At 46.0% G+C, this 13828-nt stretch carries 13 protein-coding genes; 7 read left to right on the top strand and 6 right to left on the bottom strand.

What is annotated here, in order from left to right:
- The first annotated feature begins 55 nt into the window (after positions 1 to 55).
- Positions 56 to 769, top strand: a complete 714-nt coding sequence (locus AM1_RS24030; RefSeq protein ID WP_041660328.1) for a phycocyanobilin:ferredoxin oxidoreductase — start codon at positions 56 to 58, stop codon at positions 767 to 769.
- A gap of 200 nt (positions 770 to 969) precedes the next feature.
- Here the strand turns inward: AM1_RS24030 and AM1_RS24025 are convergent, their stop codons facing one another.
- A complete protein-coding gene (locus tag AM1_RS24025; protein WP_012165518.1) occupies positions 970 to 1221 on the bottom strand; it encodes a DUF1830 domain-containing protein in 252 nt (83 codons plus the stop codon).
- Between the two features lie 878 nt (positions 1222 to 2099).
- Here AM1_RS24025 and AM1_RS24020 point away from each other — a divergent pair.
- From AM1_RS24020 to AM1_RS24010, 3 genes are all read left to right on the top strand, one after another.
- A complete protein-coding gene (locus AM1_RS24020) occupies positions 2100 to 2378 on the top strand; it encodes a hypothetical protein (protein ID WP_012165517.1) in 279 nt (92 codons plus the stop codon).
- Complete coding sequence (locus AM1_RS24015) at positions 2378 to 5608, top strand: DAHL domain-containing protein (RefSeq protein WP_012165516.1); 3231 nt, start codon at positions 2378 to 2380, stop codon at positions 5606 to 5608. Before AM1_RS24020 ends, AM1_RS24015 begins: the two co-directional genes overlap by 1 nt.
- A 344-nt stretch (positions 5609 to 5952) precedes the next feature.
- Positions 5953 to 6291 (top strand): DUF4258 domain-containing protein, encoded by a 339-nt coding sequence (locus AM1_RS24010; protein WP_010477371.1) that lies wholly within the window; start codon positions 5953 to 5955, stop codon positions 6289 to 6291.
- Here AM1_RS24010 and AM1_RS24005 read toward each other — a convergent pair.
- Entirely contained in the window at positions 6288 to 6560 is a 273-nt protein-coding gene (locus tag AM1_RS24005) for a sll1863 family stress response protein (protein ID WP_010477369.1), read from the bottom strand. The two genes, AM1_RS24010 and AM1_RS24005, sit on opposite strands and share 4 nt — an antisense overlap.
- Positions 6561 to 6596: 36 nt before the next feature.
- Positions 6597 to 7763, bottom strand: coding sequence for a Na/Pi symporter (locus AM1_RS24000; RefSeq protein WP_012165515.1), 1167 nt, complete (start codon positions 7761 to 7763; stop codon positions 6597 to 6599).
- A gap of 197 nt (positions 7764 to 7960) precedes the next feature.
- Here AM1_RS24000 and AM1_RS23995 point away from each other — a divergent pair, with 197 nt between their 5' ends.
- Positions 7961 to 9193 carry an extracellular solute-binding protein gene (locus AM1_RS23995; RefSeq protein WP_012165514.1) on the top strand — a complete coding sequence of 411 codons (1233 nt, stop codon included), beginning with the start codon at positions 7961 to 7963 and terminating at the stop codon, positions 9191 to 9193.
- Here AM1_RS23995 and AM1_RS23990 read toward each other — a convergent pair.
- Positions 9188 to 10324, bottom strand: coding sequence for a serine/threonine-protein kinase (locus AM1_RS23990; protein ID WP_012165513.1), 1137 nt, complete (start codon positions 10322 to 10324; stop codon positions 9188 to 9190). The genes AM1_RS23995 and AM1_RS23990 overlap by 6 nt on opposite strands.
- A gap of 7 nt (positions 10325 to 10331) precedes the next feature.
- Positions 10332 to 11612, bottom strand: a complete 1281-nt coding sequence (locus AM1_RS23985) for an NB-ARC domain-containing protein (RefSeq protein WP_012165512.1) — start codon at positions 11610 to 11612, stop codon at positions 10332 to 10334.
- 424 nt (positions 11613 to 12036) lie between these two features.
- Between AM1_RS23985 and AM1_RS23980 the strand changes: the two genes are divergently transcribed.
- Both AM1_RS23980 and AM1_RS23975 read left to right on the top strand, forming a co-directional pair.
- Positions 12037 to 12780 carry a glycosyltransferase gene (locus AM1_RS23980; RefSeq protein WP_148215812.1) on the top strand — a complete coding sequence of 248 codons (744 nt, stop codon included), beginning with the start codon at positions 12037 to 12039 and terminating at the stop codon, positions 12778 to 12780.
- 154 nt (positions 12781 to 12934) lie between these two features.
- Complete coding sequence (locus AM1_RS23975; protein WP_012165509.1) at positions 12935 to 13396, top strand: hypothetical protein; 462 nt, start codon at positions 12935 to 12937, stop codon at positions 13394 to 13396.
- A 99-nt stretch (positions 13397 to 13495) separates the two neighbouring features.
- Here the strand turns inward: AM1_RS23975 and AM1_RS42305 are convergent, their stop codons facing one another.
- Complete coding sequence (locus AM1_RS42305) at positions 13496 to 13666, bottom strand: hypothetical protein (protein WP_187152903.1); 171 nt, start codon at positions 13664 to 13666, stop codon at positions 13496 to 13498.
- Between the last annotated feature and the right edge of the window lie 162 nt (positions 13667 to 13828).

Below are 13828 nucleotides of genomic sequence, written 5' to 3'. Positions count from 1 at the left end.
TATTTTCAGCCCGTTTTTTTTACTCTACTACCAACTGGTAGTGAATTTTGTATCTATGTCTTTACGTCAGCAGCAGCATCCACTCATTCGAGAATGGGCCAATCGGATTGAAGCAATTTGGACCCACTATCTAGAGTTATCAGACTATCCCCTTCCCTCAGAATTCGGGCATGTTGAAGGACGTCTCGAAGGCGAGTTCCTCGTCATAGAAAATATTTGTTACCAGGCTCCACCGTTTCGCAAACTTCATTTGGAGCTGGCTCAAGTAGGAACAGGCTTAGATATCTTGCACTGCGTCATGTTTCCTGAACCGCAGTACGCCTTACCCATGTTTGGTACCGATTTGGTCGGTGGACGAAGTGGCATTAGTGCTGCCATTGCCGATCTGTCCCCTATCGCTAACGGAAAGCTACCCCCGTCATACCATGAGCATCTCCAGAATTTACCCGATTTGAAGTTTTCCGAGCCACGGCAGATTCCCGAGTGGGGAACGATCTTTTCTGAGTTCTGCCTGTTTATCCGACCCCAAACATCCCAAGAAGAAACTCAATTTTTAGATCGAGTCTCGGCCTATTTGGAATGGCATTGCCAGCAAGCCATAACAACTCAGCCTGTGTCCGAATCAGAGATTGAACAAGTTATGGCTGGACAACAACGGTACTGCCAGCAACAACAACAGAATGACAAAACTCGACGAATATTGGAGAAGGCATTTGGTGATGAATGGGCGGACCGTTATATGACAACTGTCCTATTTGATTGCCCTTGATCTGATCCTATTTTTTGCCTTTTTTCTGCCTATACTGATTTTTCGCGATTGACAATAGATTCTCTGGATCCTGTGGTTACTGGAAGTAAACATAGTCCGCTTTTTTTACAGGCTCAACTGGCTATCTTTCTCCAAAAAAATTGACAGCAAAATTAGCCTGAAAGCACTTCATTACAGCTCATAAATTTTGCCCAGGCACTCTAGACGGTTTTGACAGCCAACCGCCGACAGGGAATACAGTCTACTTGAATGGCTGTAGCAATTTCGCTGCTATGGATCTCAAGATGGGCCGTCCGTGGCGCATCGAATACTAAAGTCTGTTGGGGAAAGACCACCCGCTCAAAATACCAATTCTTGATATTAGTGATCCGCACGACTTGAACCCTAGGTGACGGATTGCAGTAGCTACAGAACGTTAATTGTGTTGGCTGAGACTCAAGCGTTTTAATCATAGAAAATGACTAACCAGCTCTTGGATCCAGGATCTTAAGAGCTGGCTAAATGAAAGAATTGAAACAGGAATTTATAAGCTGGCCAGCGATTTTTATCAGAAAGGATAACCTTTCCGTCGATACACTTTTCCCAAACAGGAATTTGTCGTGCTTATTATGACTATTACATTAACTTATCTATATTTTCTTAACAAAAAAATTTATGATGTTTTTATATTTCATTTATTCATACCACCATTAGATTTCTGGAGAAAGTCAGGTGCTTTACTCTGTAGATCATTTTGAGAAATCGACGTTCATTTTTTTATGTGCCCGCCTAATGATCCATTGATCCCACCAGATGAATCGTGATCGATCTATTGTTTACGCTTCTTAAGTTAATTCTCAGCTAAAGACAGTTGATAATCTATCCAATTTCCGTGACATCCTGTTGCTGGCGCCCCATCCACTAACCCATTTTGATAGTTGCATCCACTTTGTCATATCAATAATGAAAGATCTCAGCTAGGCATGCTTTGAATTGGCCTATTTCGGTGCAGCAGAAGCCAAAGGAATAGCAATGTGCCAAAAATAAACTTGCAAAATCTTGTACTGAAAAGATAATCACTCAAGACTGATTTAATAGCTTATACAAAATATTTATATTGACCCCATAACTATAAAATTGGCAAGATTTGCCTCTGTATCAGTGATTTTAGATGTATTTTTTTAGTTTGTTTATTAGATATTAGTTCCAATTATTTGCTAGTGGGAATAGACGTTTGGGCAAACTAATAGTTAAGCATTCAAATCTATAAAGATTGGCTGAAATTTAATCTGAGAGAGCTAAAAAGGATCCTCTAGCTATTAGTTTATTTTTGAAGATAGGGGGATATTAGATGGAAAAAATCACAAAAAGCGTCCATTTATTTGGAATTGTCTTATTTTCTCCCTTGATTCGAACGCTATGGGATGTGACTCAATTTAAGAAAATTGTTCAGCAATGGTGTTCTCCAATCATCCAATCAACCGTTCCCCATTTCTATAAGCGGGCTATCTTAAGCCAAACCATTACAACCTTGAGCAATGCTCCACTGGGTGATCAAACCAATTCGATCAACAGCGATTGCAATATTCATTCTTTTCTAACCTGCCCTAAGTGGAAAGAGTCTAGCTGATGAAACAGAGAAAGTTTTTCAAATACTTGGGGGTATCTACCCTTCTCTTGCTTTTCACTGGATCAGTTTACAAAAGCGTATCCGTCGATCCCGAAGTTCATCAGCGTTATCATGCCTTAATTACTCAACAGTTAGTTAAAGACGCTGCATTAAATCAAGGTGTTCTCAAGTCCCGTTATGCCTTGCTCACTTCCTATGATCCACTTGTGCAGGCTATTTCTGAGCAAGGGGCCATACAAAAACAATTAGAGCAGGTTCCTGGCTCTATTGGTAACCCGTCAACCCTCAATCAACAGTTGAAAGCTAACAATAAACTTTTTCAGCAGAAAGAAGAATGGGTTGAATCGTTTAAATCTTCCAATGCGGTGGTCAAAAATTCCTTAAACTACTTACCTGAACTCGTTAGAGAAGTCCGTCAAGGCGATCGGTCTCAGGGGTTAACGAAAAATAGTACAGCAAGACTCCAAGACATGTTGGATAACGTACTGCTGTATAGTCTGTCTGCCAACGAAGCGCTGGTGCCACAAATCAACCAGCAAATGACCCAGCTAGAAGCAATGAGCCATGCTGAAGCTAATAAAGAGGGGCTGTTATTAGCCATTGCCCATACCCGAATTATTCTGGAGTACAAACCGAAGGTTGATCAGCTAACCCAAACAATCCTTCAACAACCCACTTCAGAAGCCATCAACCAACTAGAAGCTCTCTATACAAAACAGCACCAGAGCGCTAGTCAGACAGCGAATATCTTTAGATTGATTAGTTTTGGCTGTCTACTGATCATTTTGGGAGGCACTGCCTATCTCGTCATTCGACGCCAATGGGCGCTTATCCAAGAGCAGCAGCAATCCCAACAACGCATATCAGGCATTTTGAGCAGCATCACGGATGCGTTTATTACCCTAAATCCAGAGTGGCAGGTCGTCTATATCAATGAGAAGGCTGCTGAACTCTTTGGCCAAGGCCTACAAGATGGCATCCACCAAAACTTCTGGCAAACGTACCCCCAGGAGCTAGGACTTGATCATCAGGAAAACTATCACACTGCCCTACAAGACCAGATCAGCCAGTCCTTTGAAGTCTTTTACGCCAATAGCCAGATTTGGTTGGAAGTCCGCATTTTTCCCAGTGTGGATGGGCTGTCCCTATTTTTACAGGATATTACTCCTCGCAAACTAGCTGAAGCCCATCTCGTGCAGATGAATGAAGATCTAAAAACTTCTCAGCAGTTATTAAGACGTGTGATTGATACGATTCCACAACTTCTATTCTGGAAGGATCGTGAGGGCATTTATCTGGATTGCAACCTGCAATTTGCAACCTATGTTGGCTTAAGCCAACCTGAACAAGTCGTTGGTAAAACGGATGCTGATCTCCCATGGGCTCCACCAGAATTAGCAGCATTCCAGGCCAGCGAACAGCGAATTCTCACGACTGGAGAGATTGAAACTGCATTATTAAAGCGCCATAACCCGGATACTTGGCTGGAAACGATTAAAGTTCCCCTTCATCAGGCGGATGGAACTATTATGGGCATCCTTGGGGTTTATCAGGACGTAACGGCACGCCAACAGGCTGATGCAAAACTGCGTAACGTCAATGCAGAATTACAAACAGCTAAAGACCGCGCCGATGCAGCCAGTCAGGTGAAAAGCGAATTCCTCGCCAATATGAGTCATGAACTGAGAACTCCAATGAATGCGGTGATCGGAATGACTGGGTTACTGACCCATACATCCCTCGATGCTCAACAACAGGATTTTGTTGATACCATCCGCAGTAGTGGGGATGCACTTCTCTGCCTGATCAACGATATTCTAGATTTCTCTAAAATCGAAGCTGGAAAACTCGAAGTTGAAGAACAACCGTTTAACCTCAAATCCTGCATTGAAGAAGCCCTGAAATTAGTCGCCCCAAGAGCCTTCAAAAAAGGCTTAGAAATTGCTTATCTTGCTGATCCAGATTTACCCTGCGGCATCGTAGGAGACGTCACCCGTCTACGCCAGGTACTCGTTAATTTACTTACGAATGGGGTGAAGTTTACGGACAATGGTGAAGTCATCGTCTATGTCAAAGAAGTAACCGCAGAGATACAGGATAGGGAGGGGTCTGGTAGCGAGGGCCAGTCTCCTCGACGATTATTCCAATTTGCGGTGAAAGATACAGGGATTGGTATTCCCGAAGATCGCTTGAATCGATTGTTTCAATCCTTTAGCCAAGTCGATTCCTCCACGACCCGCAAATATGGCGGTACGGGGTTGGGCTTAGCTATTAGTAAGCGGCTGTGTGAATTGATGGGTGGAAAGATCTGGGTGGATAGTGAAATTGGAATAGGTTCCACCTTCACTTTTACGATTGCAGCTCCAATAGCTGACACTTTCGATTGTGCCCCGATTCATGATTTGGCACCGTTGAAAGGCCAACGACTCCTGATCGTTGACGACAATCTGACGAATCGAAAAATTCTAACCAAATTTGCAAATATTTGGGGAATGTATTCCCAAGCAGCCCCCAGTGGACCGGCAGCCCTTGAACTCCTGCGAGGAAGATCTAGCTTTGATTTAGCCGTGGTCGATATGCAAATGCCAGAGATGGATGGCTTAACCTTAGCCAGGAGGATCCATGGCTTACAAAAATACAAAGACTTGCCTCTGGTCATGCTCAGTTCTTTGGGCGTTGAGGCTATTTCAACTCCGATGGATAAAAGTCTTTTTTATGCCATCTTAAATAAACCCATTCAAGAAGCACAGCTAAGTGCCATATTGGTCCGAGCAGTAACCAGGCAATCCGAAAATACGCAAAATTCTGAGTTTGATTGCCCTCAACCCAGTACTAACTCAAAAACGTTGCACCTTTTGTTAGCGGAAGATGTAGTGGTGAACCAAAAAGTTGCATTGCTTATTCTGAAACAGTTGGGATATGAGGCAGATGTGGCCAACAACGGCAAGGAAGTTTTAGAAGCTCTCCATCGCCAACCCTATGATGTAGTGCTAATGGATTTGCAAATGCCTGAAATGGATGGCCTGACAGCATCCCGAGCCATTCAAGAAACTTGGTCCCCTGAAGCTCGGCCCTACATCATTGCTTTGACCGCTAATGCCATGCAGGGGGATCGAGAGAAATGCCTTGAGGCTGGCATGCAAGATTATGTGAGTAAACCCATTCGGAGTGAAGAACTGAAAGCAGCTTTAGAACGTTATTTACTGTCGCAATCACCGGTGCTGAGTTAGAAGCTAGCTCAGCTTAGGGACCATAGGCTTTGTTTCAGATCCTATTCCCTATCTGGCGGCAGCGTTAAGGTGCTGCCGAATTTGCTCATAAACTGAGGTGACAACCCATTTAATAATCATAGAGTTCTATGAACAGGCTTAACCTAGCAAAGGTTAGCTATGGCACCATAGGAATGAATCCAGGCTCAATTACTTCGCTGTTCCCCCAGTATTTTGTGTACCTTCTTAAATCAGTACTATTGCGTAAGTGGATAGAACGGCAGTCCCAATAGTTCCGTAATTTAATCGTTTTTCTCTCATGGGCCTAGATTTAAGCTACATTTAGCTGCACTTAGGTCAACGTTATGAAGCTCGCCCATGAACTGCATCAACTGTTAACAGACGATTCTCGCCTCGAAACATTACCTGAGTTTTTCCTATCCGGTTCCGTTAGCGACCCTAGCCATACAAAGCGGCGCATGCAGCAGCGGGCCATTTCCACCGATATGATCGAACTGGCGCTCCTATACGGCAAGCAGGAATATCACAGCCACGCAAAAACCTACACGATCTTAGATAAAACCCTGAGAAACACCCCCTACCAAAGGTTTGTCGACAAGCTTAGAGGTTTGCGGGTCATAGCCCTAGAAACTGCTCGCGGATTAAAGGTGACCAGTGTTTACTGGGCCTGGAACTTACGCTAGCGATTCAGCAGATTTTGTACTCTGGTTTGCAAGCCCTTAATCGCTTCATCGATGGCCTGGGTAATTTCTTGCCAAGCTTCATCTGCCGCATTGGCAATATCAGTGAGCTTTAGCTGGGCATCGGCGAGATGTTGCTCTAACTGTTCAATCTCTTCATGTTGGGCCTGTTCTAAGATGCGATCGCGATCCGATTTCAACTGCGCTAAAGTCGCTTTGACATCACTGATTTGGGTCTCAATTCGTTGGATATAGGCCAATTTGTCACTCATTTTTTTACTTCTCCTAACAACAGGCTGTGGGTAGTCCTAGCCAACCACTGAGGTGACGCCTAAACAAACCGCCGGGACGACAAAAAACACGCCGACGATATAGGCAAACGCAATGGACTTTTTCTCACTGGCCACAACGGCAAGGGTCTCGGCTCCTTGAATGGGTAAGCGGCAGAGGAAGGGAATGCCATAGATGACAACCACGCCTAAGAAGTTGTAGAGCATATGCACCATGGCAATTTCCAAGGCTGGTACTGCTTCAGCCCCCGAAACGGAAGTGGCGGCTAATAAGGCGGTAATGCAGGTGCCAATATTCGCACCCAAGGTGAAGGGATATATCTGCGACAGGCCAAACACCCCGGATCCAGCCAGAGGCACCATTAAGCTCGTCGTCGTGGAAGAAGACTGGACCAGAATTGTAATCAGGGTGCCCGCCGCAATCCCAGCAATCGGTCCCCGGCCAATGGCCACATGCAAGATATCCTTAGCTCGACCCACCATCAGTACTTTGAGTAGCTTGCCCACGAAACCAATGGTCAAGAAAATCAGCACAATCCCCACAATAATCAGGGCAACACCGTCAAAAGGGGCAGGCAGGATCTTAGTCCCACTTTTAGCAACTTCTACAACTGGCTTCGTGGCAGCTTTCACCACATTCATATCCTTCATACTGACCGAGCTGCTCCCCACCATTAGATTGGCAAAGAATAGCCCCATTCTTTCTAGAGGGTGAAAAAAGATTTCTACAGGCAGAAAAATAACGACACTCAGGAGATTAAAAAAGTCATGTACCGTAGCAGCCGCAAAGGCTCGTTTAAATTCATCTTTGTTGCCCACATGGCCTAAGCTCACTAGCGTATTGGTAATCGTGGTGCCAATATTCGCTCCCATGACCATCGGTACTGCCGTAGCAACAGGTAATCCTCCAGCTACTAAGCCGACAATAATTGAGGTCACGGTACTTGAAGACTGAATCAGAGCGGTTGCCACGGTTCCCACAATCAAACCCATAAAGGGGTTTGTGGCAAAGGCAAACAGTTCTTCCGCTTGGTCCCCCGTGGCTGACTTAAAGCCAGATCCGATCATACCGACAGCGGCAATTAATAAATAAACCAATAAGACAACCCCTATCCATTGCCAAATTGGATTTCCCTTTTGGCTCGGTTGATCAACCTCTGGTCTTTGGTCTGCCAGGGTACTCATTGATGGTTACACTCCTCAAATTTGCACATGCATCCAAAGCCTAAATTTAGAAGGTAAACAGTAGATAATTCCTCGGTTAACCTTGCCCTAAGTCCACAGCGTCAACCAGACCAGGAGTGAGTCTAAATCATGAGATCCTGACTATAGGCTGAAATCCTATCTTTTCACCTGGTTTCCATCACTGAGCAGTACGGTTAATGGCAAAGCGTTTTTGGTTGGGAATTGCAGCAGTACAAGTGCTGGCACTCGGGCTGCTCTATTTCACCTGGCCGCCAGTTGTCCTGACCCTGCTTGTACCAGAGGATGAAGCGCAAGCGTGGAAACCCTTAATCCAAAAATTTGAGGCCAAACATCCCAAAACCAAAATTAGTCTGATCACCACGAAGAACTTAGGTGGCTTTTTATCCAAGCAGCTCAAGGAAGGCTCCTGTTTGCCCCAAGGGTCTCCCGACTTGGTGTATATCGATGTGATTTGGGTGCCTGAATTTGCGGTTCGAGGCTGTCTTCAAGATCTGTCGGGGCGGTTTGATACAGAGATGCGATCTCAATTCACTCCCCAAGCCGTCAAGGATGGAGAATATTTCGGCAAGTCCTATCGCATCCCCTTGCGTTCCGATATGGGCATGCTCTATTACCGCTCTGATTTACTCGCCCAGGCTGGCTACCAGAAACCGCCCCAGACCTTTACGGACTTAATGAAAATCTCCCAAACCCTCAAACAAAAGCAGCTAGTGGAATGGGGCTTTCTCTGGCAAGGCGATCAGTACGAAGGCAAAATTGCCACCTTTGTCGAAATACTGGCAGGACATGGGGGTTATTGGATTGATGAAGAAACGCGCCAGGTTGGGCTTGATCAACCCGAGGCTATTCAGGCCGTTCAGTTTCTACGCAACACCTTAACCAGCAAAGTGTCTCCCACCAGCGTTCTTACCTATAGCGAAGCAGAATCCCTCGCTCAATTTAGGACCGGGAAAAGCATGTTTCTGCGACATTGGCCCAGGGCAAAGTTGTTTCTGGCTAAAGACAAGATGGTTAAATCAGTGCCGATGCAACTACAGGTCCAGGGGCATTCAGGTGGCCCTTGCAATGGCAGTTGGGGGTTAGGGATTGCCAAAAAAACACAGCATTCTGATCAAGCCTGGCGAGCCATTCGATTTTTCACCAGTGAGAAATCCCAGCGCCAATTTACCCAAGCCACTCAATTTATTCCCAGTCATAAAGCCGTGCTCAAACAAGGATCCCCTGAGGTCCAGGAGGCGATCACCAAGGTCATTTATCGACCTCGCATTCCAGAATATGATCAAGCCTCAGAAATCTTACAAACGGCTCTTAGTCAAGCTCTTAATCCTGACACCTCTGATCAGGCTGTCGAAGAAATCATGGAAAAAGCAACATCAGAAACCGACCAGCTACTGAATCCCCCTTCATAGTCTCAGGGATGGAAGATGATGCTGCACCTGTTGATTTGTCTCCTCAGCTGGTTGACTATTCTCATGGGCTTGCCACCACAACAGGCCACTAATGAGCAGGATGGAGAACAGAATAAGGTTCAGCAAGGAGCCCCAAGGGAAAGAACTTTGTGAAATCTCTCCTTCAGATAAATTTTGGGCCTGGGGAGGGGAAACAAGGTTGTCTGGTTGAATGTGTTTCAAGACCTCAGCTGCAGTTTGAGGACGGTCTCGAACCAACGGAGACATCAGTTGATCAATCCAATCAGCAAGCACCACCGAAACATCAGGGACTTTCTCTCGCCAGACTAATTGACCACCATCATCGACCCGCAGATTGTAGGGCGGAATTTGGGTGAGTAAATGCACACAGCTACGCCCCAAAGCGAAAAAATCAGACTGCTGAACCGTTCTCCCATCCATTTGTTCTGGGGGGGTATATCCCGCCGCAAACACACAGGTATCAGTAACCGTTATATCCGGTCGAGGGGGAATATCTCCAGCCTCTTCTGGGTGAGGCCGAACTTGTTTGACTGCGCCAAAGTCAATCAGAACCAACTGTCCGTCCGGTCGCAACATGATATTGGAAGGTTTAATATCTCGATGCCAAATATTTTGGGCATGCAGATAGTCCAAAATAGTCAGTAATTCCCGAAGCCACTTCAGAAGAGTGGCACTATCAATCGGCGCTTGCTCCTGTAGCCAGTCTCGTAGATTCTTCCCTTCGACCTTTTCCATCACGAAATAATGGATTTCTCGACGAGTGGCTGGCTCCACAACTGAAAAATAGCCATCGCCTGCACGGTCTTGAGGATCAATTTTGGGAATTGCAGGATGGTCCAGGCTCTGTAAATAGATTGCCTCTTGTTTAAACAACCGCTCTAGATCGCCGCCATTGTACTTGAGAAGCTTCAGCACTTTCGGCGCTGAATCCGATGAGCGCAGATCCTCAATTTCAAACACTTCAGTGTTGCCCGATCGCTCAAGGTTCACTAAGGGCCGAATCAGACGATAGTTCTGGTTAAGAATTAATGGTGTTTCGCAACTTTGACAGATCTCCGCCGTTGCAGGATTTTGCCGCTGTTTACACTTAGGATTGGGACAATACACCATCTATCGATTAGGCTTCAGACACCATAATTTGTTGGGTGACCTCTTTGATCACTGGCGGCAGGATAAACCCCTGATCCACATGTTCAATCAGAGACCGCTGACGAAGGGAGGAAAGGGCACTCATTAGGTCTTGAGCATTGATACTGGAGAGTTGGGTTTGCAGTTGCTTAAAACTTAACCCGTCATTTTGCTCCGCGAGGATATATAAAATTTGTCGTTCTAAATCTGAAACCCGGTCAAAAATTCGCTCGATAAAATTGTGAATATCTCTGGTAAACAAGCTGGTATCTAAGAAGTCACCGACATTGCCACCAAAGACTTCCTTGATGGTTTCGGCGACCAGCTTCAGCATCATCGGATTGCCCCGATACCCATCCACTAGATATTGCCATTTATCTTCTCCCGTCAGTCCCTTGTTTTGGAGAATCGCTTTCGCTTGCTCCAATTCCAACCCCCGCAACTTAAAAGAACCGACTGGTAAGGTTTGGCCCTCTAGATAGGCGACCTCACCGAGTTTCTCCTGGCTCGTCGTCACCACACAGCTTTGATGGGGCACCGTTCCCACTAGATGAATCCATTGACTGTAGTTTTCGTAATTCGGTTGGTAACTCCCCGCCAAGTCTCCCTTACGGCTAAAGGATTCTAAGCCATTTAAGACGAGCAGACACCGATGATGTTGGAGGTAATCCATCACCCAATCCATTTGCTCAGATACCGTCGCCAGAGCAGGGTCTAATGGTGAACCGTGGAGAAAGGTCGTCAGCTCAATCAGTAAATCTTGCAGGAGTGGCGCATAGTACAGCGACCGCCAAAAAATTTTCTCAAAGTGAGGTTGCAGTCGTTGAGTTAACTTAACCGAAAGGGTGGTTTTGCCAATCCCAGAAATCCCATAAAGCGCCAGTAAGCGATACCGATCTTGGATAATCCATCGCTCTAGTTGTTCTAACTCTGCAGTACGCCCATAAAACACGGATACATCGGGGGCATTGCCCCAATCTACCTGCTCTAGCTCGGCAGCTTTTACAGCCGTTCCCTTTTCAAGGGCTTCTTGGTAACGCGTCACCAGGAGTTGCTGCAGCTTTGTGAGTTTAACGGGACCTCGGCCAGCAATCCCAAATTTCTGATAGACCTCACTGAGGCGTTTGCGGGCTGCATCCCCACTAATTCCAAGCTGTTCGCCAATATCAGCGGTGGAATACCCGGCTAGTCCAAGTTTGAGAGCCGCTAATTCAGATTTGGATACACCCTGTTGAGTGGCTAAGTCACTCAAGAACTCTGGAGGAATCACTCCAATAAACTCACATAAATAATGATCTTCCTCATTCTATCTCTAATTCACAACTTTTATATGAGGCAAATCTCAATTATGTGAGCATCCCTTTACCTCCTTTATGTTTAGGTCTTTAAAGGAGATGGAGTAAGTCTATGCTCCTAAACTCAAATTTATCAAGCTATCTATCTCTACCCTTGGACAGACAAAGACTCTATTCATGATCAACTAGAGTAACCTCATGTGAGAAAAATCATTGGCAAATCTCACATAAAAGAGATATCTTATGTGAGGACGGGATTGAAACAGCGTTCCATAACCTTATACACCCACCTTTCAGTCCCTTCTCTATCGCATCAAGAGGAGCGATTTATGCACCCTCACTTCAAAACAAGCCCCCTCCATATTGCCCAGGCATGGCGGTCTTGAACGTGTCATCCACGTGCTGACAGACGGCCTAGTCCAGCAAGGACATCAGGTCAGTAACCCCTCACTTTTTGCACCCTGTCCTCAACTTCCTGTGATCAACATTAGCGAGGCCCAGAAACAAACGATGCTCCACCTCAATTACAGTGATACGATTCACAACACCCTTGACTTATCACGATATCCCTTTGCGGCTGAATGCCAGACTCCGCCTTACATTGCCTTTATCGGGCGGATGGCACCAGAGACCGGTCCACAGTTTGCGATCGCAATTGCCCTACATGCTGGGTTACCTCTAAAAATGGCAGGAAAAATTCACCCATCTGAGCAAGAGTTTTTCGATCATCAGATCAAACCTCACATTGATGGTCAACGCATTCAGTATCTGGGAGACGTCAACCATGCCCAAAAAGCAGATCTGCTTGCCAAGGCAGCCGTCACCGTTTTTCCCATCATTTGGGATAAACCTTTTGGCCTAGTGATGCTGGAATCGATGGCCTGCGGCACCCCCGTTATTGGCATGAACTGCGGGGTAATTCCCGAAGTAATCGCAGATGGTAAGTCTGGATTTATCTGCTCCACAATTAATGAGTTTGTAAAGAAAATCTCAGCGGCCCTCCAGCTCAATCGGGCCGACTGCCGTCACCATGTAGAAACCTTATTTCACCCCACACTTATGGTTAGCCAATACGAGCAGGCCATAGGTCTGGTCCTGTCTAGCCAAAATAATCTGCACACATTCCAACGTCACCAATCTTAGGGCTCCGTTAGCTCAGTTATTGATTTTGTTACCAGAGGATTTCCGGATGAAATCTATCCAGTATATCTCCTAAAAAGTTATGGGGATTGGAATTGGTGTTGTGATTGCAGCTGTGCCTTTATATACTTCAGCGTCAGTCCACCAGGGAGTTTCAATGCCTCTTCAGTTGGATCCAGTTCTAGAAAGAAAAGGGGACAATACACCACCTATCGGTATTGTTTATGATTCAGCACTCATCCCGACATCGGCAATTTTGGCTACGGGATTATCTCAAAGAAATGTTTCCCAGAAAACGCCTCCCTTTTCCAATTTCCCCTTCGGCCAATCGATTGCGGTGGCATCAAACTCGGAGCGTCGCCAACCCCGCTCGTCCAGTCAACCTTCTTCTGACTGGATTTGGCTGATCGGCATTCTAGGCTTTAGTGGCTTTGTTCTTTGGCGATTTCTAACTAATCTGTCCAGTGGCAACCAAGGGAGTAGCAACAACTGGTTCGATTTTGAGAGCCACGACAGAAGCAGCGATTCTAGCAACCCTAGCGATTATGGGAACTATAGCGATAGTAGCGATTTCGGTGGTGGAAGCAGTGACGGTGGCGGCGGTGGTGGAGATTGGTAAGTCGTCCTCCCTGTCAGCTCAATGTTCCCATTAGGGAGCAGAAGGGGATTGAGCCGTTTCCTGCCCACGCTTTTTCCTAGTTCAAAAACCACGTTTTCACTACTCCAGGGAACTTGTTCCTGATTGATTTAACGAGAATCTCACATGAGAACAATACGGTTTAGAACTTGCCAGGCCATCGGCTTTGGGACTGGAATCGCGATAACCAGCACGGGCATTGTCATCAATTCCACCACCACCATTGAAGGTATACCCAAACCTAGTTGGCATACTCCCAAGGTTGTCCCATCAGCAACACCCCATCAGTTTGCAATCAGCAAAGCTCCCTCGTCAGCACTCTCCACTCCCTCTGCAGTCGTTTTTCTCACAACAGTCTCACAGCCTACTCTAGAGTCTCACCTTAGAGCTGACACCACCCCATATTCAACTTCA

The organism is Acaryochloris marina MBIC11017 (genome assembly GCF_000018105.1).
In the GTDB taxonomy this organism is placed as follows: domain Bacteria; phylum Cyanobacteriota; class Cyanobacteriia; order Thermosynechococcales; family Thermosynechococcaceae; genus Acaryochloris; species Acaryochloris marina.
Note: the sequence above shows the minus strand (reverse complement) of the source record. Positions and strands in the feature narration are given on the sequence as shown.

Excerpts from the sequence above, each read along its gene's own strand:
- AM1_RS42305 (WP_187152903.1), bottom strand. The coding sequence starts at position 13,666 with ATGCCAACTAGGTTTGGGTATACCTTCAATGGTGGTGGTGGAATTGAT.
- AM1_RS24020 (WP_012165517.1), top strand. The coding sequence starts at position 2,100 with ATGGAAAAAATCACAAAAAGCGTCCATTTATTTGGAATTGTCTTATTT.
- AM1_RS24010 (WP_010477371.1), top strand. The coding sequence starts at position 5,953 with ATGAAGCTCGCCCATGAACTGCATCAACTGTTAACAGACGATTCTCGC.
- AM1_RS24015 (WP_012165516.1), top strand. The coding sequence starts at position 2,378 with ATGAAACAGAGAAAGTTTTTCAAATACTTGGGGGTATCTACCCTTCTC.
- AM1_RS24000 (WP_012165515.1), bottom strand. The coding sequence starts at position 7,763 with ATGAGTACCCTGGCAGACCAAAGACCAGAGGTTGATCAACCGAGCCAA.
- AM1_RS23995 (WP_012165514.1), top strand. The coding sequence starts at position 7,961 with ATGGCAAAGCGTTTTTGGTTGGGAATTGCAGCAGTACAAGTGCTGGCA.
- AM1_RS24030 (WP_041660328.1), top strand. The coding sequence starts at position 56 with ATGTCTTTACGTCAGCAGCAGCATCCACTCATTCGAGAATGGGCCAAT.
- AM1_RS24025 (WP_012165518.1), bottom strand. The coding sequence starts at position 1,221 with ATGATTAAAACGCTTGAGTCTCAGCCAACACAATTAACGTTCTGTAGC.
- AM1_RS24005 (WP_010477369.1), bottom strand. The coding sequence starts at position 6,560 with ATGAGTGACAAATTGGCCTATATCCAACGAATTGAGACCCAAATCAGT.
- AM1_RS23975 (WP_012165509.1), top strand. The coding sequence starts at position 12,935 with ATGCCTCTTCAGTTGGATCCAGTTCTAGAAAGAAAAGGGGACAATACA.
- AM1_RS23990 (WP_012165513.1), bottom strand. The coding sequence starts at position 10,324 with ATGGTGTATTGTCCCAATCCTAAGTGTAAACAGCGGCAAAATCCTGCA.